This window comes from Fictibacillus arsenicus (assembly GCF_001642935.1).
GTDB classification, from domain to species: Bacteria; Bacillota; Bacilli; order Bacillales; family Fictibacillaceae; genus Fictibacillus; species Fictibacillus arsenicus_B.
Genome location: NZ_CP016761.1, coordinates 949,471 through 974,772 on the forward strand (window position 1 = coordinate 949,471; position 25,302 = coordinate 974,772).

Genomic DNA, 25,302 nt, shown 5'->3' on the forward strand with positions numbered 1-25,302 from the left:
AAAATGTGACCTCTAATTTTTTCGGGAAAAATTTTGGCTGAAAGATATGGAAAGTCGTTTTTTCAGTCAGTTCCTGTATTTTATGATATACTTTTCTAAATAAATAAAATTTATAAACCCTAGGAGGTGACAACTTATATTCCAGAGTGTTTGGGGTATAAGGAGTCTTTTTGGACAGTTTGACCTTATTGAAATTATTTGCAGTAGCCGTATTAATTCTACTAACAGCTTTTTTCGTAGCAGCAGAGTTTGCGATCGTAAAGATCCGGAAATCACGGATCGATCAGCTAGCCGAAGAAGGAAACAAGCGTGCGATTGCCGCCCAGAAGGTCATTGAGAACCTGGATGGGTCACTATCAGCGTGTCAGCTAGGGATTACAATCACAGCTTTAGGACTTGGCTGGTTGGGTGAACCAACTGTAGAAGCCATACTCGGTCCGGTATTTAAAAGCATGGAATTAAGCTCGGCAGTTGTTCATACTCTGTCATTTGCTATTGCCTTTTCATCTATTACTTTTTTACATGTGGTTCTTGGTGAACTAGCACCAAAAACGGTAGCGATTCAAAAAGCTGAGTCAATTAGCTTGATGCTATCACCTGCTTTGATTGGTTTCTACAGAGTGATGTATCCATTCATTTGGTTCTTAAATGGCAGTGCACAGCTTCTAGTGAGAATGTTTGGTTTGAAGCCAGCTTCAGAACATGACATGGCACATACAGAAGAAGAGCTCCGTTTAATTTTGAGTGAGAGCTACAAAAGTGGTGAAATCAACAAGTCTGAATTCAGCTATGTAGAAAAAGTATTTGAATTTGATGACAGAACTGCAAAAGAGATTATGGTCCCTCGTACAGAGATGGTTTGTATGTATCTTGATAATACAATGCAGGAAAACATCGACATCATTGCTGAAGAAAAATATACACGTTACCCAGTCGTGGGTGAAGATAAAGATAATGTGCTTGGTATGGTTAATGCAAAAGAAGTATTCTTTGATCTGATTAAAGGAAAGGAATATCCACTTGAGCATTATATAAGGCCAACACTTAGCGTTTTTGAAAATACACCAATTAAAGAAACATTGTTAAAGCTACAGAAAAAAGGCTTTCATATGGCTGTCCTTGTTGATGAATATGGAGGTACAGCAGGTATCGTAACCATTGAAGATATTTTGGAAGAACTTGTCGGTGAAATTCGAGATGAGTTTGACGAAGATGAATCTCCTATGATTCAAGCTATAAGCCCGAATGTGAAACACTTTGACGGAAAAGTGCTGATATCAGAAGTAAATGATATTTATGGACTTCAAATGGATGATAGTGAACTGGACACGATTGGCGGATGGGTGCTGTCTCAGAATTCCGAGATTCAAGAACAGCAAGTTATCATATATGAAGGTTATGATTTCAAAGTAATTGAACTTGATGGACACCAAGTTAAGAAAATTGAAATTTCTAAAAGAGACGTGGATCAAGAAAGTGATGCGTCAGTTAAAGATGCTGAACATACACTAATTGAAAAAGAAGCTTAAGCCTTAAAAGATCAGTCAGAATTGACTGGTCTTTTTGTTTACAAATCTCGTAGTCGGGTACGAATGTATAAAAGGAGGAGATGTACAATGAAATCAATTACTGTCGAGCTTGAATATGATGAAAGAGTATTGCATGAAGGGCGAGAAGTAGAATCAAAACTTAACGAGCAGCTGTATGGCACGGGCTTCCAAGTTATATCTGTGTCACACCATTCCTCTAATAAAGAACGTGAGAATCCGCCTATTAAAGATGATAAGGATTCATCTGGAGCAGGTGGACAGGCATCACCTGACAATGAAAAACCGCCAAATAAAAATTAATAAAAGACGGGCATTGTCCGTCTTTTATCCTTTTTTATCGAAAATATTACAAAATAGCACAACTAATTTCCCAGGAAATCGACTAAAATTGACAGAATTTATTGATAAATCAACCGGCAAATTTATTATTTAGTTAATAAAACTTTTAAATACAAGTCATATAACTTGAAAAAATATAAAGGGGTTGAAGAAGATGAAAAGTTCCCCGCATTACCGTTTTTTTCGAGTGATTTCAGGAGGTGATTTACTAGACATTGAAATATTCCAATATCCCCACAAAACTACAGTGATTATCAGCATGCTCTACTATAAACAAGAGCACATCCTCATGGTCTCGCAAACAAATCCAGACAGAAGAACCGCAATAAGACTCGCGAGTTTTTCCTTTCTAAAAAGTAAGAACCTATACGAAAAAAAACTTAACATTCCTCCAGTACTTAGTTAACTCTCCGGTATTTTCTGATTGTAATTTTTTTCAACTTTAAGGAAATCATGTAAAAATTTCTTTATTTATAAAAGAACATAGGCTTATAATTTAGTTGATTAAATAAACGTCTATTGGAACAGACGTTTTGCGACGGAGGGTGGATATGAGAATTCCAGAAGGTCATCCAGCAGCAGACGTACTAATTAGCCAAATTAAAAGATATGCAAAGAATTTTGAGCATTCTGAGACTCCTTTTCTAATCCAGGAAGACCGTAAGTGGATTTATGTAAACCCCGCAGCAACAAAGATTTTAGAAGCAGAAGAAGACATCATCGGTAAGCCAATCTGGGACTATCTCCCCTCAGAAATACATGGTTTAGTCGAAGAAAGAATTCAGTCTTGTAAAAGTGGCGTTGTACCTATGCCTAGTGAACAGACATGGATTACTCAAAAAGGAAACCGTATTATCTTAGAAGTGATTGGATTCCCGCTCATGTTTTCATCAGATGCTACACAAATCATTATCCGGGATATCACGAAGCAAAAGCTTGAGAAGAAAGAAGCTTTAGATCACTTAAACCTAATTACAGAGAATATGATTGATATCATTGGACTGGTCAACGATAAGGGTGTTTTCACTTACTTGACCCCTTCTTATGAATGGGTTACTGGTTACTCACAAACTGAAGCAATCGGTACAACTCCTTTTACTTTAGTGCATTCTGAGGACCGTACATACGTGATCTCGGAATTTATGAGAATGATTTCTGAACAATCTCCTCTGACTGTAGAATACCGTTATCAGAAAAAAGATGGCTCATATATTTGGCTCGAATCACAGGGAACCCCAGTAAATGAAGAGAACTCCGTCCGATATGCCGTTGTGGCTACAAGGGATATTACAAAACGTAAAGAGGCAGAGTATGCCTTGAAAAAGAGTGAACATACTCACCGTATTATCCTTGAGCATAGCAACGATTTAATCTGTTTAATTGATTCTGAAGGAAAGTATATGTTTGCATCTCTTTCATATCAGAACATATTAGGCATCGACCCGAAAACTTTACTTGGACTAGACGCATTTAAGTTTATTCATTGTGAAGATCATGCTTCCGTTCAGAAGTATATAGAACGTCTTGCTGCTTCAGAGGATCTGCAACCGCTTGTATATCGGAAAATACATGCATCCGGAAAGGAAATTTTCCTTGAAGGTAAAGGGATGCCGATGCTTTCCGAAAACGGACAAGTTGAAGGGATTGTGTTTATTTCCAGAGATATCACGGAAAAGAAAAGGGCTGAAGAATATATACGCAACAGTGAAAAACTGGCTGTGTTAGGTGAACTTGCAGCAGGTGTAGCACACGAAATTCGTAATCCCCTCACATCTATCAAAGGGTTATTCAGCTTATTAAAGGACAGTGAGGTTGAAAAAGAGAAACAGTATTTTTATCAAGAAGTGATTTATGATGAATTGAACCGAATTGAACAGATTGTCAATGAATTTATGGCACTGGCAAAACCAGATGCACTTCAAATAGAGAAAGAAGTAAATCTTGTCCAGCTCCTGCAGGATACTGTCATGCTCCTGGCAACAGAAGCTAATCTATACAATGTTGAGATCCGTCTTTTATTCAAAGAGAAGACGTTGTTTGTATCGTGTGAAAAGAATCAAATTAAACAAGTGTTTATAAACATCATAAAAAACGCGATTGAAGCGATGAGCAGTGGCGGAGTTTTAACGATCGGTATTGAAGAGGAGAAGGATGGAGCTGTTAAACTTATCTTTGCTGATACTGGAGTCGGTATTGAAGAAGAACGCCTGAAAACGATTGGTGTACCGTTCTTTACGAACAAAGAAAAAGGTATAGGTCTCGGTCTTACAATCAGTAATAAGATTATTACGGAACACCAAGGGAGTTTAAAAGTTGAAAGCATTCCTGGTCAAGGTACAACTGTAGCTGTAACGCTAAAGAAAAATGCAAATAATAAAAAGCTGGTGTAACCATAGTGTGGTTAATCCAGCTTTATTTTTTCCTAACAGATGGCGGTTTTCTTTTTTTGACCAAGTTTGCCTCGAGCTATAGCTTTTTCAATATACTCAGGCGCATACGGGACTTTGCAGGCTGTATTGCCGACATCAACATGCACTTTGCCTACATGCTCTGCGACTCTTCTTGCTTCTTCACTCAATGATGTTGTACAAATTCCTGCCGCCATTACAAAACTGTTCATCGTATAGCGGACACGATTTTGTTGTGTGTGGATTGTTTCTTCAACTTTCTTGAGGAGCTTCTGGATCTCTTTTAGATCAAGTTTGTCATCAGGAGTAATGGTCACATAATTTGCAAAGGTGCTCCAACCGCATGTGGCAATCATTTCATCATCAGACTTTATCCATTCACGGGCAAGTTCCAATGCATATTCACTTTCAGAGGCCACACCTGCAACCGTATATTCAGCCAGCATGTACCAATTTGCTTTTTTCACCCATTCTTGCAGCGTTTCTTTTTCTATTTTTTTAGGGTCTACGGTAAGACCTGCTAAATACATCGCGTCAAAATTACCAGTTTCATATAGTGAGAGGGCAAGTTCCTGATTCTTCTTCACATGTTTTACGAGTTTCTTCATGTCTCCGATCTTCACACCGTAAACGGACCCTTGTGCTCCATGACGTATCCAAGTGCTGCGGGTCTGTTCATTGCTCATTTCTTCAAGTTTAGTCATTACTTCTTCGAGTTTCATCGATTCACACCCCATTCAATTCCATTTTATCATTTTAAAAGTCTTCCACAATATGTTACGATTTTCCTGTTTAGGGGAATGGATGAAACGGTATAATTTCTGTGAATAATTAGGGGGTTCATATGAACGGAAAAATACATATGATGGCTGTGCTCTTGTTTTTATCATTAGCAATGCTTGCCGGATGTTCTGAATCAGAAGAAAAGGCTTCTGAAAAAGAGATTAATATTAAAACAGAAAAAACATCAGAAAAGAAAGAGCCAGAAAAGATTCCCGATGCGCCAAAAGAGCTGGAGGATATGATCAAACAACAACCGGGTGTTTTGATGGAAAAATATATGGAACCTAAGCTGGAAGGATTAAGCGGCTGGGCAGGCTATGACTATATCAATTTCTATAAGGACGAGTTCCAGCCGTTAGCAGAAAAAGAGATTAAAAGTTACTTTTCAAAAAATAAAGATCTATCAAGTCAGGAGATTTACAATTATTTAGTCTATCAACTGGCATCAGGCCAGTATGAGTCTTATTATGAGCAATTGCTGTCTTATGAACACGGATACGAAATGCCCGAACTGCCATCTGGACCTGATGAAATTGAAGAAGAAAAGAAACCTAAGAAAACGAATGTTGTCATTCTAGTTGATGCCAGCGGAAGTATGAAAGCGGAAGTTGATGGCGGGGTAAAGATGGACCTCGCAAAAGAAACGATAAAAAAGTTCACGAATGACCTTCCTGATGATACAAGTGTTTCACTATTTGCCTATGGACACATAGGGTCAGGGGATGATTCAGACAAAGCGAAATCGTGTGAGGGCATTGAGGAAGTATATCCGTTAAAAGTATATGAAGCAGCAGCGTTAGATGCATCGTTGAATTCTTTTAAAGCGAGTGGATGGACACCTCTAGCAGGAGCGATTGAAAAAGCAAATGAGCTGTTAAGCAAATATCCTGAGAGTGAGTACGAAAATATTGTTTATATCGTCAGTGATGGGGTGGAAACGTGCGGCGGAGATCCAGTTGCAGCGGCAAATAAGCTGACAGACAAAAATACTAAAGCAAAGTTGAACATTATCGGCTTTGACGTTGATGATAAAGGTCAGCAGCAACTAATGAAAGTAGCGGATGCAGGTAATGGAAAGTATGCCTCTGTTCGTGATAAAGCATCTCTCGAAGATCAGGTTCTGAAGAAATGGCGCCCGACGATCGGCCAGCTCGTTTGGACGCAGGGAGTAAGCGGTCAGGACTATATTGATGCACAAAAACGAATGAATGATATTTATAACCCTTTATTTCATATCTCTACGAACGAAGGAAATCGCATAAGAAATGCTGTATACTTTCTTCAGCAGAATAACCTTATTCCACGGGAGAAAGGGAATGAAGTTATTGATCTTGCAGACGCCAGCGCAGAATTAAGAAATGAACATTTTAAGAAAATTAAAGAAGAAAAACAAGCTGAAGCTGAGCGTGTACAAAAAGACATTAACGCCAAAGTTGAGGCGTGGAAACAGCAATGGCGCGATGAAATTAATGAATAATAAAATGGACCGAATTTCTTATGAAATCCGGTCCATTTATATGCCGTCAAACATTTTCCAAATGCCTCTTCCAAGCAATCGGATCATCCCAATCAACAACTCTGGAACAAAGAACAATACATCACATAAGAAATCAAACCAAGTGTAATGCTGGTACTGTTCCTTTCTTTTTTTCCTTCGCTTAAAAGCCATCATGATCACCTGTTCCTTTGAAGGTATATGACTAATTATATCAATTTCCTGTAGAAAATATCTCTTGTTTTTTGTTTAGTGTCTTTTCTAATAAATAGTTGCTTAAAAAACATCACTGACAAGTTGATAGGAGCGTAAGACGCGAGATTCCTGGGGGATCAGTGTGACAGGTGAGACACCTAATGGCCCAAAGTGCCGAGGTGGCTCACCGCACGTCCCCCCGGAAAGCGAGTACCTGAAACGGAGATCAACTACTTCCAAGAGCAACAAAGCTTGCGAAAACAGCCTTTTGTTTAAAGGAATTGTTAAAAAAAATAAGCCGAAAGTGTCGATGCTTTTTAATCTTTTACTGGTGATTTCTTATTCTTTCATTCGATTTTCAATTCTTCTTATAAAAAAAGTAATGAAAAAGTCCCAGCTATTTCTTTTTCATATTTTTTTTTCGGTTTACAAAGGAAATGGTTTCTTAACAAACCATCTATATAATGAGTGTTGTTTGAAAATTCATTTTGAAAGGGGAAACATCATGAAAGATGAAAGACCAATGGATGAATGGATTAAGAAGCTGACAGAAGACAGCTTGGAGAAGCGAAAGCTGGACCGCCGAAAATTTTTAGCAGGTGCTGGAAAAATTGCTGGTCTCTCATTAGGGTTGACGATTGCACAATCAATTGGGGCGTTTGAAGTGAATGCAGCACCTAGGTTCAAAAACTATCCATTTACACTAGGAGTTGCCTCAGGTGATCCGTTATCAGACAGTGTTGTGCTCTGGACAAGACTTGCCCCAGATCCGCAGAATGGCGGAGGAATGCCAGATCAGGCATTTCCTGTGAAATGGGAGATAGCCAATGACGAAAATTTTACAAAGGTCATTCAACATGGGACAGAATTAGCACAGCCGAATCTTGCCCATTCTGTTCATGTAGAAGTAGAGGGATTAAAGCCGAATAAAGTTTATTATTATCGTTTCAGAAGCGGAAGTGAAAACAGTCCGATAGGTAAGACAAAAACTCTTCCTGAAAAAGGGGCCGAAGTTTCCAGCATGACTTTTGCATTTGCATCCTGCCAGCAATATGAACACGGTTATTACACGGCATTTCAGCACATGGCTGAGGAAGAACTGGATCTTGTCATTCATCTCGGTGATTATATTTACGAATATGGACCAAATGAATATGTATCTCCATCAGGAAATGTTCGCGCACATAGCGGGCCAGAAATTATCACACTAGAAGATTACCGTAACCGTCATGCGCAATATCGCTCAGATGCTAACCTAAAAGCTGCACATGCTGCTTTTCCTTGGGTGGTGACGTGGGATGATCATGAGGTGGAAAACAACTATGCAAATATGATTCCCGAAAAAGGACAGTCTGCAGAAGCATTCGTGAAACGCCGTGCGGCTGCCTATCAAGCCTATTACGAACATATGCCGCTGCGACGATCGTCATTGCCGCACGGTGCGGACATGTTATTGTATCGTGATTTCACCTACGGAAATTTAGCGGCGTTCAATGTCATGGACACGCGTCAATACCGTGATGATCAGGCGAACGGGGACGGAAGTAAACCGCCATCAGAGGAATCAATGGATCCAAACAGAACTCTGACCGGTCAAGAGCAGGAAGATTGGCTGCTTTCTAATCTAGGTAACTCAAAAACACATTGGAACATTCTCGCCCAGCAAGTCTTTTTTGCGCAGCGCAACTATGGAACAAGTACTGCACCTCGATACAGCATGGATGCTTGGGACGGATATACTGCTTCTCGCCAGCGCATCACAGATTTTGTTCAATCTAAAGATATGAATAATATCATCGTATTAACAGGGGATGTGCATGCGAGCTGGGCATGTGATTTGAAAGCAGACTATAATGATTCGGCTTCAAAAGTAATCGGGGCAGAATTCGTCGGCACTTCCATCACTTCTGGCGGTAATGGAGCTGATAAGCGTGCGGATACAGATAAGATCTTGGGATTAAACCCGCACATCAAGTTTTTTAATGATTATCGCGGATACGTTCGCTGCACGGTAACACCAGAAGAGTGGCGTGCAGATTATCGGGTATTGCCGTTTGTTACCTCGCCTGGAGCGGATATTTCAACCCGAGCATCTTTTGTGTATCAAAAGGATCAAACAGGGTTGAAACAAGTGGATTCAAATGTGGTGCCAGCTGGTGTTAAGTTATCAGCAGAAGTAGAAGAAGACCGCAACCGTGCACATGGAAAAGCGCATGAAAAGCAGATGAAGAAGAACGGAATACTGGTACAATAATGTTAAAAGTGACCAAGAGGCAGCTCTTCTTGGTCACTTTTTCATGTCTTTGATCGATGTTGAGCGAAAAACAATGATTTTGAGCGAAACGACAAGTAGTTTGAGTGAAGATAGAGATTTTTGAGCGTACAAAGAGTTTTCTGAGCGAAGAACAAACTTTTTGAGCGAACGTGTAATAAATATAAGAACACGTACCGTAAATTAGTTCTCTTCCAATAATAAAGGCCGGCTAAATTCTTGTTAGCCGGCCTTCCTGTTTATTTTTAGCTCTTTTCTAAAGCATTGTTGCTTTAGGCTTTTTCTATTCTCATCATTGCAAGTTGATTGGAGCGCAAGGTTGCCGACTCCTCGAAAATGAAAATCACATTTTCTTCGTGCGATGAAACGCTGTCGAAGCCTTCCTTGTCCTACGGGACGAGCGGTCAGGTGGAGACTCCTAATGGCGCAAAGCGGCAGGAGGCTCACCGCATGCCCCGTGGAAAGCGAGCAGCCTGGAGCGGAAATCAACTACTTTTAAAAGCAACAATGTATGCGAAAACAGCCTTATTTTTTATCCTTCATCGCAGCTTTCAAAGCATCAGCTAAACTGTTGCCAAAACCTTCGTCTTCTTTGTTGTTTGCACTGTATTTTTTCATAAGCTGCCGTTCTTCACGCTTTGTGACTTTCTTTTTCATTCCATCTGCTTTTTCAACGACGTTACATGGCTTGCACTGGAAGTACGTGCCGGCCTTTCCGTTATGCAACTCCATCTTTTTCTTGCACTGTGGACAGCGTCGGTTAGAAAGCTTCGGATCCTTACGGCGGCGGTATGAACATTCACGATCAGAGCATACGAGCACCTTGCCGTCATGCCCTTTAACTTCTTTAAGAAGCTTGCCGCAATCTGGACACTTTGAGCCTGTTAAGTTATGAGCACGGTATTCGTGTGAACTCGTTTTGATTTCCATTACCAGCTGCTTCGTCTGCTTGCGGATATTTTCTAAAAACTCTTTCGGATTGCCATTACCGCGTGCAATGGCTTCAAGCTGTTGTTCCCATTTAGCTGTCAGCTCTGGTGATTTCAACTCATCGTTCACAAGTTCAATGAGCTGTTTTCCTTTCGGAGTAGGGTGCAGCTTATTGTTTTTACGATCCAAAACTTCAGAACCAAGCAAGCGTTCGATAATATCAGCACGTGTGGCTGGCGTTCCCAGGCTGTATTTTTCCATTCGTGATAAAAGGTCAGCTTCAGTAAAGCGTGCAGGCGGTTCAGTCAGCTTCTTCTCCAGATTAACGTCTTTTACAGATAACGTTTGACCTTCTTTTAAACTAGCTAAAGCTCTAGGAGATTCTTCTTCTTTGCCTGATAATACTTTAAAACCTGCATCAACCACTAAAGTTTCTCTCGCGATAAATGATTCACCCGCAATGTTTAACGTAGCCGTTAACGTTTCGGACTTATATGCCGGGTAAAAGAGAGCAAGGAACCGGCGTGCGATCAGATCATACAATTTTCGCTCGTCATTATCTAGATCACCGAGGTGAAGCGGTTCGTCTGTCGGAATAATCGCATGGTGATCCGTAACTTTTGCGTCGTTAAAAACTTTCTTCGCAACGACTTTCCCTTTTTGCTTCAAAAGAGGCTGAACTTCTTCACGGTATCCACCCGATATTCCCTGAAGACGATCGTACATCGTGTTTTCCATGTCTTTTGTTAAGTAGCGCGAGTCGGTTCTTGGATACGTAACAAGTTTGTATTGTTCATAAAGTTTCTGCAGAACAGAAGATGTCTTCTTAGCTGAGAAACCAAATCGGCGGTTTGCATCTCGCTGCAGTTCTGTCAGGTCATATGGCATCGGGTGAGCTTCTGTTTTTTCTTTCTTTATAAGTGACTCAACAGTTGCTGACTGCTCCTTCACCTTTTTCACGATTTCTGCTGTTTTTTTCTCATCAAAGAGACGTTTTTCTCCGTTTCGTTCCCAGGAGGCTTTTAATATACCGACTGTCGCATCAATTGTCCAAAAGTCCTTCGGCTGAAATGAGTTGATTTCTTGCTCACGTTCTAGAATCATCGCAAGGGTAGGTGTCTGTACTCGGCCAGCAGACAATGGATCATTATATTTAGTTGTAAGTGCACGCGTCACATTAAGCCCGATCAGCCAATCGGCTTCTGAACGACAGACCGCAGATTGATACAAGTTGTCATATTGTTTTGCCGGCTTTAACTGGTTGAATCCATCACGAATCGCTTTATCTGTCTGCGATGATATCCAAAGACGCTTCACCGGCTTTTGCCATCTTACTTTTTCCATGATCCACCGGGCGACGAGTTCACCTTCACGCCCTGCATCAGTTGCGATAACAAGCTCATTTAGATCTTTTCTTTTGGCAAGCTGTTCAATCGACCGGAACTGGTGACTAACCTGGCGGATGATCTTCAATCCCATATGCTTCGGTATGATCGGCAGATCCTCTAAACGCCATTGCTTATACTGTTTGTCATAGTCCTCAGGCATCTTTAATTCTACAAGGTGTCCGAGTGCCCACGTTACAATGTGTTTCGGTCCTTCAATATAGCTTTTATTTTGTTGCTTGCATCCGAGAACACGGGCAAGATCACGCGCCACACTCGGCTTTTCAGCAAGAATCAGTTGTTTCATAACGTACCCCTTTCCAACTTCTACTTTAGTCATTATAACAGAGTATAAAAAGAGGAAAGAAATGAGTAGAATTTTCACGCCGGTTTTTCAAAATACTGGTATACTAAAACAAGAATACTTAACTTTGTTGAGTACTTTTCAAAGATGTTTTTTTATAGCAGTTTCGGTGGGCTGAGAGGGGAAAGTGAACATGTGGAGAAACCGGAATTTTTTAATTTTGATGTTTGGTCTGGCTGTATCGAGTACAGGATTGTGGGTTGGGATTATTGGCAATCTTGAATTTTTGCAAAAGAATGTGGAGTCGTCCTTCTTGCAAGCTCTCATTATTTTAGCTGGATTTCTTGTAGGGATTTTTCTGGCACCGATGGCGGGCAGGATTATCGACCGCAGCAATAAGAGGAAGATCCTCATTTATGCTGGGTTTGCGAGATGCGCAGCTATCTTTTTTATGTATTTGGCAATCGCCTACAATAATGTATGGTGGATGGTTGTTTATACGCTCGTTATCGGAATATCAGGCACCTTTTCGCAGCCTGCTATGCAGACGATGCTTCCATTAATCGTGAAAAAAGAAGAACTTTTAGATGCAAACGGCGTGAACATGAATATATTCACAGCTTCTAGAATCGTAGGAACAGCGCTCGGTGGTGTTATGTTAGTTGGAATGTCACTTTTTGCTGTATACACGGTAACGTTAATTTCCTATGTCATTCTTTTAATCTCAACTTTCTTTCTTAATGTAGAGGAAAAGCCGAAAGAAACAGATAAGAGTGGCAGAAAGGAAAACTTTTTCAGAACGCTTGGTGAGCTGTATCCAATCGTGAAGAAGCAGCCGAAAGTGGTTTATGGAATCTTTTTATTGATTCCTGCTTATCTATTTTTGGCAGGATTTAATTTGATGGTTATTGAAATCAGTGACCTGCAGGACAATCCAGGGATAAAAGGGATTCTTTATACGACAGAAGGGGTTTGTGTATTCATAGGAACGTTCTTGTCTAAGAAGTTCTTCCGTGATAACCCAAAGCTTTCATATATGTTTGCGATTACGTTTATCATCGCGACAGCACATACATCTTTGTACTTAGCGGATCATCCGGTCATGTCAATTCTGTCATTCGGACTGTTCGGTCTTGCTGCAGGAACACTTTTTCCAGTTGTTACAACGATCTTCCAAACGGAAGTACCATCTGACTATCATGGAAGGTTCTTCTCCATCAAAGGGATGGTCGATAATATTATCTTCCAGGCATTGATGCTTTTAACAGGACTGTTCCTGGATACGATCGGCTTCTTTAACATGGTGATCGGGTTTGGGATCACATCGTTTATTATCGCATCTGTCATACTTCTTCAATACATGGCTAAGGGGAACCGTAATAAGCGTGGACCTGTTGCAGTAACAAAATAATTTGTAATGATGCTGACTCTAATGGCCATAAATCGGCTTTATGGAGTCAGTTTTTTCGTTATTTTAGATATCTCGCTTTTTTACTAGCCAAGCATCCTTTTGGGAGGAAAGATGAGAGGTCATTAAGCGAGATTTTGCCATGTTTGCGTGGAACTGCATATCTACCGCGGGAAACTGGCTATGATCTGCGTGGAATACTATGTGTACCGCGTGAACTGATAGTTGAATGCGTGCAACTCTATCTTTTTGCGTGATCGTGTAATAAATAAAGGCTGTTTTCGCAAGCTTTGTTGCTCTTGTAAGTAGTTGATTTCCGTTCCAGGTTGCTTCGCTTTCCGCGGGGCGTGCGGTGAGCCCCCTCGCCGCTTCGCGCCTTTGAGTGGTCTCACCTGACCGCTCGTCCCGCAGGAGTCTCGCACCTTCCACTCCAATCAACTTGTCAGTGAAGGGAATGAACAAAATTATTTAAAAGCAACAATCTTTTAGAAAACAGCCTAAATAAAAGAACACGTACCGTAAAACTGCAGTAAGTAAGCAAGGAAACTAAAAATTTCTCTTACGACCATAACAGCAAGATTGAGGACGATTTTTGAAGAATGTACTGATAAAATTAAGATAAACAAGATAAACAAGATAAACAAGCGGATGGAGGGATGAAGTTGAATCATGTAAATATGTCATTTGATGAAATGTGGGATAAGATCATGGAATGTGACAGGTCTTATGACGGGTTGTTCTACACTGCTGTTAAAACAACCAAGATTTATTGCCGGCCATCCTGCAGGTCCCGTAAGCCGAAAAAAATCAATGTGGAGTTTTATGAGACGATTACAGAATGTCTAGAGTCAGGTTACCGCGCTTGCAAGAGGTGCCAGCCTGAGATTGAGCACTGTCCACAGATTGATTTGATTCGAAAAACAACCGCTTATTTGGTAAACAACTATAATCAAAAGATCAATCTGCAAAATATAGCTGACCATGTTGGTGTAAGTGCGTTTTATTTGGAGCGGCTTTTTAAAGAAGAGATGAGCGAAACACCGCGTGAATATCTTGAAAAAATCCGAGTAGATAAGGCTTCCTATCTTTTAAAGAAAACAAATCGAACAAATTTGGAAATCGCTCTTGAGTCAGGTTTCCATAGTTCTTCTAATTTTTACAAAGCATTTCGCCGTGTGAAAAAATGCTCACCGAGCGATTACAGGAAATCTGCAGGATTATCGGAGTCTAAAAATGCAGTGGATTGATCACGGAAACCATATCGAGATAATACTGCCTGAGGGATTTAATTATAGAGAATGTCTTGTTTTTCTTGGAAGGTCTGATCTGGAACTGTTGCATCATATTCATGATCAGTATCTGATGAAACTAGTAGACACAAGTGAAGAAGAGGTACTGCTGAAGATAAACAGCCGGAAGAGAAATCTTACCATAGAGTTTCCGTTCGGCGCGCCCTCAGACAGAAGCAAAGATGATGTTGCTCATTACATCTATGATTGGTTTGACCTTAAAAGAGACCTGAGCGCGTTTTATCAGATGGCTTCTAATGATGTTATTCTTCAGCCGTTGGCGGAAAAGTATAACGGATTGCGCATTATCGGCATTCCGGATTTGTTTGAAGCACTTACATGGGCAATTATGGGTCAGCAGATTAATTTGAAGTTCGCCTACACATTAAAGAAGCGTTTTATAGAGAACTTTGGTGAAAAGCGGGAATATAAGGACACGTCTTATTGGCTGTATCCCTCACCTGAAAAAATCGCAAATCTTAATACAGACGATTTAAGAAAATTGCAATTTACAAGCCGCAAAGCTGAGTATGTGATCGGTGCAGCTAAAGAGATGGCTTCAGGAAAGTTATCGAAAGGGATGTTGATGGATATCCGTGATCCAAAGAAACAGCATGAAACCCTTCTGTCTTTAAAAGGGGTTGGCGCATGGACCGCAGACTACGTTATGATGAAATGCCTGCTAGAGACAACGGCTTTTCCTATCGCGGATGCAGGGATTCATAATGCGATAAAAAAGCAATTGAATCTGGCTGCTAAACCGAAACAAGATGAAATTATTGAATTGGCGAAAAATTGGAGTGGCTGGGAGGCATATGTCACTTTTTATCTTTGGAGGTCATTGTATGAATAAGGGATATAAGCTAGACTATCAATCTCCTATAGGAGTCATTGAGATCATAGGCAGTGAAGAATGTATTCAATCTATTATGTTTGTTGATAGAGATTTATCGATGGGGCATCAGGCTGACATTCCAAGGGTATTAAGAGATTGCTATAACCAGCTCGACGAATATTTTAAAGGGGAGCGTCAAATATTTACGTTTCCTTATGAACAGAGAGGAACTTTATTTCAGCAAACAGTCTGGAATGCGCTTATTAATATTCCTTTTGCAGAGACGGCATCTTATCGTGACATCGCAAACTCTCTTCAAAACGAGAAAGCGATCAGAGCGGTAGGGAACGCGAACGGTAAAAATAAGTTGAGTATCATCATACCCTGTCATAGAATTATAGGTTCAAATGGAAGTTTAACGGGTTATGCAGGAGGACTTTGGAGAAAAAAATGGCTGTTAAATCACGAAAGGGAAATTAAGAAGATTACTTTATAATTATAGTGATAAAACTTTTAATTATAAATCAAGATTATTTAAAATAGTCCGATAATTCAATCATATTAAGCTTTAAGAGTGCTTTTTAAAAACTTTTATAAAAGTCGAAACTTTAATATTTACAATAGTAAGAAAAAGTATTAAAATGATAAAGTTCCAAAAAATAGAAATATAGATATAGGGGGCATTCTCAATGAAAAAATTCTTAGCAGTAACAGCAGCTGCAGTTCTAGCACTTAGCGTAGGTTGCAGCAAGGAAGAAGAAAAGCCGAAAGAAGAAGCGAAACCAGCGGCAGCTACAGAGAAAAAGGAAAATGATAATACAGAAAAAATCACTCTTCTAAACTTTGAAGGTGAATTGATGCAGCAGCTTAGAGAGTATCATGCAGCATTCAATGCATATGCGGCAGGTGCAGCAAAAGAAGGCGAAGAAGCACTTCCGAAAGAAGAGCTTGATAAGCTGAAAGCTGATGCAAAAGCAGCTGGAGAAAAAGCGGTAGCTGAAATTCCATCAGTTGAAGTTCCAGCTGAATTATCAGAAGAAAACCAAGCAACGGTTAAAGGTGCTTTAGAAGAGCTGAAGAAGTCATATGAAGCAAAAGTTGCCGGTTTAGAAGACGAAGCAAAAGCAACAGAAGCTGACGAGTTGTTCACAGCTTTTGAAGAGAAGTTAAACACGATTCATGAAGACTTAAAATTAATTCCTGGAAAATTCATCAACGAACTACAATAATAGAAGTAACTGAACTGCTGTCTCACATGAGGGAGCAGTTCTTTCTGTCTAAAGGAGGTTATATTTTGCATGATACAAATTAGAGCAGAAAGAAGCGGAGACCAAAAAGCCATTTGCCAAATAAACGATGCGGCTTTTAATGGTGACAATGAATCAAGATTAATAGATGCGATTAGGAATTCAGAGCTGTTCGTGCCAGAGTTGTCCTTAGTTGCTGTAGCTGATGGAAAGCTGATCGGGCATATTCTTTTCAGTATCGTTACGATTAAATCAGGTGAGAATGATGTCCCGACTTTGGCACTTGCACCTATGGCTGTTGTTCCTGAACAACAGAACAAAGGTGTCGGATCATTGTTAGTAGAAGAGGGGCTAAAGAGGGCAAAGGATCAAGGATTCGAGCATGCAGTTGTGTTAGGTCATCCAGAATTTTATCCGAGGTTCGGCTTTGTACCAGCATCAACTAAAGGAATTGAAGCACCATTCCCAGTTCCGGATGAAGTGTTTATGGCAATAGAGCTTAAAGAAGAGTCTTTAGATCAAATCAAAGGAAAAATTGTATATCCGTCTGCTTTTGATACGGTTTCATAGGATTTTTAAGACAAAAGCAGAAATAGATAAGAGATTCTATCTGTAAAGGAGCTGTGTATGATGAGTCTTGCTAAAACGGATGTTTCGTCTGAGTATATGCGTTCTGTAAAGACGCGTTTTCTGGATGCGAAAAACTATGTGGAAAAGACGTTTGATCAGCTTTCGGAAGAACAATTATTTTGGTACCCGAATGAAGATTCCAACAGTGTTGCAGTAATCGTTAAACACATGAGCGGAAACATGATCTCCAGATGGACAGACATTTTTGACACGGACGGAGAAAAACCTGACCGCAACCGTGACGGTGAATTCGAAAACACGATGTCTAACCGCGAAGAAATGAAAGTGTTGTGGAACAAAGGGTGGGAAGTATTCTTTGAAACACTAAACGGTTTGAAAGAAGAAGATCTTCTTCGTAAAATCTATATCCGAAATGAGCCTCACTCTGTCATGGATGCGATCGAGCGGCAGATGTATCACTATTCGTATCACATTGGCCAAATTGTTTATATTGCAAAAATGCTAAAGTCGGATCAATGGCAAACATTAACAATTCCTAGAAAAAAATAATAGGAATTTTATAAAACATGGTTTATACTGGAAATATCAAATGAAAGGGGTGATGACAAAATGATTAAGAAATTCAATAAGAACAGTCATATCTTGTCCTCGCCCAACGGTTATAAAAAATAAACATTTAATCGGTGTGCTCTGGATTCACTATGACTTCCAGGGGCTTTTTCTGATTAATAATGCTAAAGCCAAACGGGCATCCTGCTCTTTTGGCTTTTTCTTTTGCAGATATCTCTGGCTTATTGAAAGGTTTTAGTTTAAAAAATCTAATACAAGAGGTGCAATAAGCTAATGATGAAACTTAGTACAATGTTGAAAGTGGCAAGCACGGTTGACAGTGAATGGCGCAGTTCTATAGCAGAGAAAATCCTTGAGCATTGGGATTATGATGAAGGAAGTGTTTATGCTTTTCGTTACAGTGCGAACTTTATTTTCGTTTTTAAGAAAGATGAAGAGACTCATTTTTTGCGTTTCAATGAAGTTTCTGAAAGAGAACTTTCATTAATTGAAGCAGAAATGGAAATCTTAGATTATTTAGCTGGAACATCATTACGTACTGTTAGACCAGTCTTATCGTTGAACGGAAAAAAGATAGAGCGAATCGAAGCCGAGAACGGAATTTATTACGCTTCTGTATTTAAAGCTCTTCCAGGAAAACAGTATGAGATCAATGAACTTGAAAAATATCAGTTTTTTATATGGGGAATGACGCTAGGGAAACTCCACGGTGAAATGAAAAAATGCGATGAATCTGTTCATTTCAACCGCCTAACCTGGAGGGATCATTTAAACAGTGTCGAAAAGTTACTTCCGAAGCAAGAGACTGCTGCGAAAAAAGAGCTTGCCAATCTTGTAAGCTGGGCTGAATCATTGCCGGTTACTCGAGAAAACTTCGGATTGATTCATTATGATTTTGAATTAGACAATCAGTGCTGGGAAAATGACGTGGCAGGTATCCTGGATTTTGATGATTGTGCCTATTATTGGTATGCCGCTGATATCGCTTTTGCATTAAGAGATCTTGATGAGCAAAAGATGACGAACCCTTTGTTTGCTGAATTCGTTAATGGATATGAAAGCGAAACGACCTTGGATTCTGATTTAGTAGAGCAGTTACCGATGTTTAATAGACTTCATGAACTTACGATGTTTGTTAAATTACTTCGTTCAGTTGATATTCCAGATTCAGCAGATCATCCGGAGTGGATGTCGAATTTAAGAAAAAAGCTGGTTGAAAAAATAGAAAAATATCGTTTTTCCTTTGAACGATTACATGTTAATAATAAGGAGTTGTTAAAATGAAAAACGCACTATTAGTTATAGATGCTCAGCAGGAACTGATTGAAGGGAATAAAGAAGAACAAGCTGTTTTCAACAAAAATCATCTAATAAAGAATATTAACCTAGTAATTGAACAAGGAAAAGATGTGGGAGCGGAAATCATATTTGTTAGAGATCTGGACGTTGCAGAGGGTGAGGGAAAAGGTTTCGAAGTTCATTCGGAAATCCATGTACCTGAAGGAGCAGCATTTTTTAATAAAAAAGCCACAAATGCCTTTTACGGTACTTCTCTATTAGACGATTTAAAAGAAAAAGAAATTAGTCATGTGGTGATTATGGGATGCAAAACAGAGCATTGCATTGATACGGCAGTAAGAATGGCGACGGTAAACGGACTCGATGTGACATTAGTCGGCGATGGTCATTCAACGACAGACTCTGCTGTGTTAAAAGCTCAGCAGATCATTGAACATCATAATAAAATTCTTCATGGCCATTATAACATTGATTATTTCTCGGTAGTCAGGAAGACAAGTGAAGATCTTTTCAGTCCGATTCATAATCAATATCGATGAGCATCATTTTATTAGTCAACTGATTTTTCAGCTTGTATAATTAAAATTGAAATTGCTTTTAACTTTATGGGAGGCGTAAAGATGAGTGAATTAACATTTAAGAACTTTGAATTGTCACGAAGCTTTTTCCTGAAACATCTTGGGGAACTAGACAAAGAAACTGCAGAAGTTCAGCCAGAAGGATTCAACAACAATATCCTTTGGCATGTTGGTCATGTTTTAACAACGGCTGAATATTTTATGTTTGGATATCCCGAAAAATCAAATCACCTTCCATTAAATTACATCGATCTATTTAACAGAGGAACAAGTCCTGCTGACTGGAAAGGTGAAGTGCCATCCCTCTCTGAACTAACAGCACAACTGAAAGACCAAATGGCTCGAATAAAAGAAATTCCAGAAGACCGTTTGCAAGAAAAGTTAGAGAAACAATTTTTCGACTTCAAAACCTTCGGCGAATTGGTGAATTTCGCTGTGTTCCATGAAACGTATCACCTTGGACAGATGCATGCGATGAAGAAAGTGATTGAAAAATCAAAAGTGCAACAAGGATAAAGATAATAAAAGGCTGTTTTCGCAAACTTGTTGCTCTTGAAAGTGGTTGATTTCCGCTCCAGGATGCTCGCTTTCCGCGGGGCGTGCGGTGAGCCTCCTCGGCGCTTTGCACCGTTAGGAGTCTCACCTGTCCCGCTGATCCCGCAGGAGTCTCGCACCTTGCACTCCAATCAACTTGCCAATGAAGAGAATGAAAGAAATAACCCAAAAGCAACAATCTTTTAGAGAAGAGCCTAATAAAAAGAGTGGTTCCTTAAATGGAAACCACTCTTTTTGAGTAAATAAGTTATGTACTTTTTGCACATGATTATGCTATTATATAAAAGACGCGCGTTATTATTTTTGTATATATATAATATCCCTTAATTATATTATATAACAAAATGGAAAAGCGTGTCAACAGAAAATTTATTTTAGGGAGAGATCGGATGACGACATGGAATCGGGAGCAGCAGAATGAACAAGAAAGAGTAAATGAAGTAATCAAGGAACTTTCTCAAGCTACTTCTAGACTTCAAGAGCATTTAGGCGGAAAACTATCTGATGTGGTCCAAATCCGAAAAAACTTTTGGTCGGACGTTACGGTGAACCTAGATGATCCTGATGATGCCATCGAAACAGCAGCAAGTATCAAACAGCAATCTGAACTGTTATCTGAGATCGAGAGAAGTCATATTTCAGCGGAAAGCCGATTAAAAACATACGAAAAACTGAAGAATTCACCTTACTTTGGAAGAATTGATTTTAATGAAAATGGTGAAAGTGAAACGGAAAGAGTCTATCTTGGTATTGCTTCTTATTATGACGAAGCGACAAGTGAATTTTTAGTACATGACTGGAGAGCGCCGATCTCAAGTTTGTATTATGATCACTCCCTGGGTGAGGCAAGCTTCAGGGCGCCAAGTGGTACGATAAAAGGCGATTTAGAATTAAAGCGGCAATTTATTATAAAAAACGGCCAGATTCAGGGGATGTTTGACACCGGAGAAGCGATTGGAGATGAACTTCTTCAGCAAGTCCTTGGTAATCAGGCGAATACTCAAATGAAAAGTATAGTGGCGACCATTCAAAAAGAACAGAATGCCATTATACGAAACACGGAAAGTGATTTGCTTATCGTACAAGGAGCAGCAGGATGCGGAAAAACATCTGCTGCACTGCAGCGTGTAGCCTATCTTTTATACCGTGACAGGGAAACCCTACAATCCCATCATATTGTTTTGTTTTCTCCAAATAACATGTTCAATAGCTATGTCGCAAACGTCCTTCCTGAACTTGGGGAAGAAAATATGGAACAGACTACTTTTCAAGCTTATATCGATCACCATTTAGCCGAGGAATTTTCAGTTGAAACGCCATTTGAACAAATGGAGGCAATTCTTTCTGGTGTTGGTGAATCTTCACGGGTTGAAGGAATCAAATTTAAAGCGTCCGTTGATTTCTTAGAGGCCATCCATCAATATGTTGAAAAGCTAAGTGAATCTGGTATGCAATTTTTAGATGTTAAGTTTCGGGATAAAACAGTGATTCGAGCGAAACAGATCAGTGAATACTTTTATTCTTTAGACTCACGAGAAACAATTCCTTATCGCATGAAACAAACATCCCATTGGATTTTAAATGAATTGAAACTAGCTGAAAGAAAAGAACGCAAGAAACCATGGGTCGAAAAGGAAATTCAGTTTTTAGATAAGTCGGTCTACACAAAGCTTTATGAACAGCTGCAAAAACGAAACAAATATGATGCTGATTCCTTTAACGACTTGGCGAGTGAACAGAAAGTCTTGTCAGCATATGTAACAAGACTGGCGTTTAAGTCACTTCGAAAATCTGTTGAAGAATGTACCTTTTTAGACATGAAGAGTTTATATGCTAAGCTGTTTCAAAAAAATAATAAATTATTGCAAGAGTACGATGTATGGAGTGAAATCTGTAATCAAACGCTATTTAATCTAAAGCAAAACCATTTAGCAAATGAAGATGCTACACCATTTCTTTATGTAAAAGAGTTGTTGATTGGATTTCAAACAAATGCAGCTGTCAGACATGTTTTCATTGATGAAGCTCAGGACTTTTCGCCATTTCAATTTGCTTTTATACAGCGCATTTTTCCGAGAGCCAGATTAACTGTACTCGGTGATCTAAATCAATCCATCTATGCGCATGCTTCAGATCAGTCTTTTAGTATGCTGGAGAAATTATTAGACAAGAAGCATACGGAAACGATTACGCTTACGAGAAGCTACCGTTCTACAAAAGAGATTGTAGATTTTACGAAAAGTCTTTTAAAAGATGATAGCGGAATTATTCCATTTAACAGACCGGGAGAAAAGCCATCTGTTGTGAAGGTGGATGGAGAAGAGCAGATTCACGAGGAATTAGAAAGCCTTATTAATTCCTGGCTGAAAGACGGTCATGAAACGATTGCTGTCATTTGCAGGACTGCCAAAGAAAGTTTACATGTATATGAAAAACTAAAGTCAAAGTTAGATCTAAGACTAATGATTAATGAGGATGCAGCATTTCAAAAAGGCATTATTATCATCCCTTCCTATTTGGCGAAGGGAATAGAGTTTGATGCAGCAGCTATTTACGACGCTTCAGGTTATCAAAAGGAACGCGAGCGAAAACTTTTCTATACGGTTTGTACACGTGCCATGCATGAGTTGACCGTTTTTTACAAAGGTTCACCTTGTCCATTTATTAAAGAAGCTCCGAAGACTCTATATAAAATCAATTAATCATTACAAAAATTCGCTGTTCTGCTGAACAGCGGATTTTTTATTTTGAATTTCTTGAAATGGGGTAAGGATAAGAAAGAAGGAGGGAAATCTGTGCCGTTTGATTATGACCTTGATTTTGAACATATCGATTTTAGAGAGAACCGAGACAAATATAGAGTTGGCCGCGGAGAACAAGGAGTGCTTCTTGTAGAGCCATATAAAAGTGAGATTCTTCCTCATTGGCGTTTTAAAACACCAGACGAAGCTAAAGAGTCATCAGAGAAAATCTATGAACAATTTTTGGAGTATAAAAAGAATAAAGATTTCGTTGGCGCTGATATGGCAAGGAAGTTTTTGCAGATGGGTTATACCCGTGCAAGGCGATACACCAATTACAAGGGTGGCAGAAAATATGATGAAAACGATGAGGTCAATGAAAGACAGATCGATCCTGTCAAAGCAAAGTCAGCTGCGATTTTTGAAGAGAAGTGGAAACTCGCCAGAACAGATGAAGAGTATTTGAAGATGAAAAAGGCACATCAAAAAGAGTTTGGATAAACACCTCTATTCTTGTTAGAGGTGTTTGTTATTGTTCTCCGCCACCGCCAATTCCGCCGCCACCGCTTGTGAACCGATCACCCATCTGGTAGTTTGAATGTTCACCAGGTTTTGCTGAAGAATGATGGGAATGATTGTTGTTCTTTTTGCGCCGCCAATCTACAAAGAATGCAAACAATAGAATGAACCCAATAAAAAGAAAGAACCAAATCATGACAGACCTCCTTGAAATATTCATATACTAATAAGCTATGGTTATCAGCATGAAGTGTTCTGTATTGTTTAAATAAAAGGCTCTCTCTGGAAAAGATTGTTGTTTTTGACGAATTTGTTTCCTACTCTTCTTTGACAAGTTGATTGGAGCGGAAAGACGCGAGACTCCTGCGGGATCAGCGGGACAGGTGAGACTCCTAAGGGCGCAAAGCGCCGAGGAGGCTCACCGCACGCCCCGCGGAAAGCGAGTGTCTTGGAGCGGAAATCAACAACTTTCAAGAGCTCAAATTTTGCATAAACAGCCGAACAAAAAAACAGCAAAGACTTTTCACTCGTGATGTCTTTACTGTCGGCTTTTTCCCTCTAATTCGGTTTCAACTTTAAATATCCGTTTATTTAATACTTGAGCTGTATCATCAAAGTGGTGAATAATCTTATCTGTATAATCTCCCATACTTGTGATGACATTTGTATTGAGCTTGTCTAGCTTGTATTCGATCCGTTTTTGCCCAGCAATCAAAATGAATTGTTGTTTCTTGAATTCTTCCTGATTAGAAGTTAAAGCACCTTGAACATTTTTAATATCGTTAATATCATTTCGAATTTCTTTCATTTCGGTAAGGATCAGTTTTAGAGTATCTTCCATCTCAAATAGCTCCTCTTCAATAAAAATAGTATTTTCAGTATAACACCTGTTACTTTTTTATTGAGTACCTAAAATGCAGAAAATGTATGGTAAGTATTGCAAGGTTGGACTTTGCACATGTTGTGGTTTGCTGAAAAAGGAGTCGATTTTTTTTAAGATTTCGTCAGAAGGGCATAATTACTATCTCTTTATTGTAGTGTGCTCTGAAACAAACTCTCCAAACAAAATATGATCAAGAGGTGCAACATGGGCAACAAACTCGTTTAATAGTTCGTTCACTTCTTTGTCTGAATCAAAGTCTTCCATTGTAATGCGGACGTGTTCTTCTGATTGGAAGTGAAGCAACCCGATCCAGAGTTCCTCATCTTCTTTCACATCGAGTTTCTCTGGAATTAATGAAATTCCATAGTTTTTTGAAGAGGGTGATAATTTAAAGATTTGCTCAGTCACGCCTCCATATTCCTGAAACTTTTTATTCGTTTTCGCAGATATCTCCAGGAACTTTTCCTTCGCTTCAGGTTTGATCTTATAAAGATAGACAAGCAAATGTGCCATTTTCTAACCTCCTGATTTTTATATCATTTCTTTATGTACGACTTCACGGTTAATCACAAACCCCATTTTTTTATAGAAGTTTCTAGCAATCGTATTGTTAATCCAATAATCTAGCTCAAGCTTAGTGGCACCAAGCTCTATTCCCAATTGTTCGATATAAGCTATTACTTGTGAACCAGCGCCTTTGTTGCTGCTGTTTTTCTCTATGCTGATCTGATGTATGTATAAGGATCTGGAAGCTTTTTTGAAGGGTGTTTCTGCTGAATCACGAAGTGTCATCCATACATAACCGATTGGGTTTGAACCTTCTTCTACAAGTAAGAAGATTTGTTTCGGATCCTTCATGATTTCTTTATAAAAATCTCGAATCGGTTCATAGTTATAAGGTGTAAAGTATTCAGGGAAAAGTTCAACATGTACATCCTGAACGTTTTTATTAAGTTTTGCAATAGCCTCATAATCTTGTGTTTTAATAATTTCCATAAGAGTTTTCCTTTCAATTGCTGTAAGTCTTTTTCCAATTTTATCATATTGAGTGGTACAACTAACACCAAATTTTGTTCACAAAACGTCCAAAGGAAATGTGATTTAAATCACATTCCTCCTTCTTAAA

The 25,302-nt window shown here is 39.3% G+C and carries 24 protein-coding genes; 17 read left to right on the forward strand and 7 right to left on the reverse strand.

Features of this window, described 5'->3' with window-relative positions; all coding sequences use genetic code 11:
• Positions 1–179: 179 nt before the first annotated feature.
• The 3 genes from ABE41_RS05070 to ABE41_RS05085 all read left to right on the forward strand — a co-directional run bounded on the left by ABE41_RS05070 (position 180) and on the right by ABE41_RS05085 (position 4,279).
• Positions 180–1,529 (forward strand): hemolysin family protein, encoded by a 1,350-nt coding sequence (locus ABE41_RS05070; RefSeq protein WP_066294642.1) that lies wholly within the window; start codon positions 180–182, stop codon positions 1,527–1,529.
• Positions 1,530–1,616: 87 nt separating this feature from the next.
• On the forward strand, positions 1,617–1,850 hold the full coding sequence (locus tag ABE41_RS05075; RefSeq protein ID WP_066287141.1) for a hypothetical protein: 234 nt from the start codon (positions 1,617–1,619) through the stop codon (positions 1,848–1,850).
• Positions 1,851–2,440: 590 nt separating this feature from the next.
• Positions 2,441–4,279, forward strand: coding sequence for a PAS domain S-box protein (locus ABE41_RS05085; protein ID WP_066287145.1), 1,839 nt, complete (start codon positions 2,441–2,443; stop codon positions 4,277–4,279).
• 32 nt (positions 4,280–4,311) lie between these two features.
• On the opposite strand, the gene ABE41_RS05090 is transcribed toward ABE41_RS05085, so the two are convergent.
• Positions 4,312–5,019, reverse strand: a complete 708-nt coding sequence (locus ABE41_RS05090) for a DNA alkylation repair protein (protein WP_066287146.1) — start codon at positions 5,017–5,019, stop codon at positions 4,312–4,314.
• A 122-nt stretch (positions 5,020–5,141) separates the two neighbouring features.
• On the opposite strand from ABE41_RS05090, the gene ABE41_RS05095 reads away from it, so the two are divergent.
• The gene (locus ABE41_RS05095) at positions 5,142–6,557 is read left to right on the forward strand and encodes a VWA domain-containing protein (RefSeq protein WP_253805437.1); all 1,416 of its coding nucleotides are present in this window, start codon (positions 5,142–5,144) and stop codon (positions 6,555–6,557) included.
• 36 nt (positions 6,558–6,593) lie between these two features.
• Here the strand turns inward: ABE41_RS05095 and ABE41_RS20915 are convergent, their stop codons facing one another.
• Positions 6,594–6,752, reverse strand: a complete 159-nt coding sequence (locus tag ABE41_RS20915) for a hypothetical protein (RefSeq protein ID WP_156774224.1) — start codon at positions 6,750–6,752, stop codon at positions 6,594–6,596.
• A 523-nt stretch (positions 6,753–7,275) separates the two neighbouring features.
• Between ABE41_RS20915 and ABE41_RS05100 the strand changes: the two genes are divergently transcribed.
• Positions 7,276–9,024 carry an alkaline phosphatase D family protein gene (locus ABE41_RS05100; protein WP_066294649.1) on the forward strand — a complete coding sequence of 583 codons (1,749 nt, stop codon included), beginning with the start codon at positions 7,276–7,278 and terminating at the stop codon, positions 9,022–9,024.
• Positions 9,025–9,567: 543 nt separating this feature from the next.
• On the opposite strand, the gene ABE41_RS05105 is transcribed toward ABE41_RS05100, so the two are convergent.
• The gene (locus tag ABE41_RS05105; RefSeq protein ID WP_066287148.1) at positions 9,568–11,664 is read right to left on the reverse strand and encodes a DNA topoisomerase III; all 2,097 of its coding nucleotides are present in this window, start codon (positions 11,662–11,664) and stop codon (positions 9,568–9,570) included.
• A gap of 190 nt (positions 11,665–11,854) precedes the next feature.
• Between ABE41_RS05105 and ABE41_RS05110 the strand changes: the two genes are divergently transcribed.
• From ABE41_RS05110 to ABE41_RS05170, 12 genes are all read left to right on the forward strand, one after another.
• A complete protein-coding gene (locus ABE41_RS05110; RefSeq protein WP_066287150.1) occupies positions 11,855–13,072 on the forward strand; it encodes an MFS transporter in 1,218 nt (405 codons plus the stop codon).
• Positions 13,073–13,761: 689 nt separating this feature from the next.
• Positions 13,762–14,316: a bifunctional transcriptional activator/DNA repair enzyme AdaA gene (locus ABE41_RS05120; RefSeq protein WP_156774337.1), complete on the forward strand. Its 555-nt coding sequence runs from the start codon at positions 13,762–13,764 to the stop codon at positions 14,314–14,316.
• The gene (locus ABE41_RS05125; RefSeq protein ID WP_066287158.1) at positions 14,303–15,211 is read left to right on the forward strand and encodes a DNA-3-methyladenine glycosylase family protein; all 909 of its coding nucleotides are present in this window, start codon (positions 14,303–14,305) and stop codon (positions 15,209–15,211) included. The genes ABE41_RS05120 and ABE41_RS05125 overlap by 14 nt, the downstream gene beginning before the upstream one ends.
• Positions 15,204–15,689, forward strand: coding sequence for a methylated-DNA--[protein]-cysteine S-methyltransferase (locus tag ABE41_RS05130; protein ID WP_066287162.1), 486 nt, complete (start codon positions 15,204–15,206; stop codon positions 15,687–15,689). Before ABE41_RS05125 ends, ABE41_RS05130 begins: the two co-directional genes overlap by 8 nt.
• Before the next feature lie 193 nt (positions 15,690–15,882).
• Positions 15,883–16,422 carry a hypothetical protein gene (locus tag ABE41_RS05135; RefSeq protein WP_066287164.1) on the forward strand — a complete coding sequence of 180 codons (540 nt, stop codon included), beginning with the start codon at positions 15,883–15,885 and terminating at the stop codon, positions 16,420–16,422.
• Between the two features lie 69 nt (positions 16,423–16,491).
• Complete coding sequence (locus ABE41_RS05140; protein WP_066287167.1) at positions 16,492–17,010, forward strand: GNAT family N-acetyltransferase; 519 nt, start codon at positions 16,492–16,494, stop codon at positions 17,008–17,010.
• A 60-nt stretch (positions 17,011–17,070) separates the two neighbouring features.
• Positions 17,071–17,580 (forward strand): DUF1572 family protein, encoded by a 510-nt coding sequence (locus tag ABE41_RS05145; protein WP_066287168.1) that lies wholly within the window; start codon positions 17,071–17,073, stop codon positions 17,578–17,580.
• Positions 17,581–17,874: 294 nt separating this feature from the next.
• The gene (locus ABE41_RS05150) at positions 17,875–18,885 is read left to right on the forward strand and encodes a phosphotransferase enzyme family protein (protein WP_066287170.1); all 1,011 of its coding nucleotides are present in this window, start codon (positions 17,875–17,877) and stop codon (positions 18,883–18,885) included.
• Positions 18,882–19,439 (forward strand): cysteine hydrolase family protein, encoded by a 558-nt coding sequence (locus ABE41_RS05155; protein ID WP_066287175.1) that lies wholly within the window; start codon positions 18,882–18,884, stop codon positions 19,437–19,439. Before ABE41_RS05150 ends, ABE41_RS05155 begins: the two co-directional genes overlap by 4 nt.
• A gap of 81 nt (positions 19,440–19,520) precedes the next feature.
• Positions 19,521–19,994: a DinB family protein gene (locus tag ABE41_RS05160; protein WP_066287177.1), complete on the forward strand. Its 474-nt coding sequence runs from the start codon at positions 19,521–19,523 to the stop codon at positions 19,992–19,994.
• A 428-nt stretch (positions 19,995–20,422) separates the two neighbouring features.
• Positions 20,423–22,735, forward strand: a complete 2,313-nt coding sequence (helD, locus tag ABE41_RS05165; RefSeq protein WP_066287180.1) for an RNA polymerase recycling motor HelD — start codon at positions 20,423–20,425, stop codon at positions 22,733–22,735.
• 93 nt (positions 22,736–22,828) lie between these two features.
• Entirely contained in the window at positions 22,829–23,275 is a 447-nt protein-coding gene (locus tag ABE41_RS05170) for a DUF4385 domain-containing protein (RefSeq protein ID WP_066287182.1), read from the forward strand.
• Between the two features lie 28 nt (positions 23,276–23,303).
• Here the strand turns inward: ABE41_RS05170 and ABE41_RS05175 are convergent, their stop codons facing one another.
• The 4 genes from ABE41_RS05175 to ABE41_RS05190 form a co-directional block, all read right to left on the reverse strand.
• A complete protein-coding gene (locus tag ABE41_RS05175) occupies positions 23,304–23,489 on the reverse strand; it encodes a hypothetical protein (protein ID WP_066287184.1) in 186 nt (61 codons plus the stop codon).
• A gap of 342 nt (positions 23,490–23,831) precedes the next feature.
• The gene (locus ABE41_RS05180; protein WP_066287186.1) at positions 23,832–24,134 is read right to left on the reverse strand and encodes a hypothetical protein; all 303 of its coding nucleotides are present in this window, start codon (positions 24,132–24,134) and stop codon (positions 23,832–23,834) included.
• 180 nt (positions 24,135–24,314) lie between these two features.
• Positions 24,315–24,689: a DUF1428 family protein gene (locus ABE41_RS05185; RefSeq protein WP_066287188.1), complete on the reverse strand. Its 375-nt coding sequence runs from the start codon at positions 24,687–24,689 to the stop codon at positions 24,315–24,317.
• An 18-nt stretch (positions 24,690–24,707) separates the two neighbouring features.
• Positions 24,708–25,172: a GNAT family N-acetyltransferase gene (locus tag ABE41_RS05190; protein ID WP_066287190.1), complete on the reverse strand. Its 465-nt coding sequence runs from the start codon at positions 25,170–25,172 to the stop codon at positions 24,708–24,710.
• Positions 25,173–25,302 lie beyond the last annotated feature (130 nt).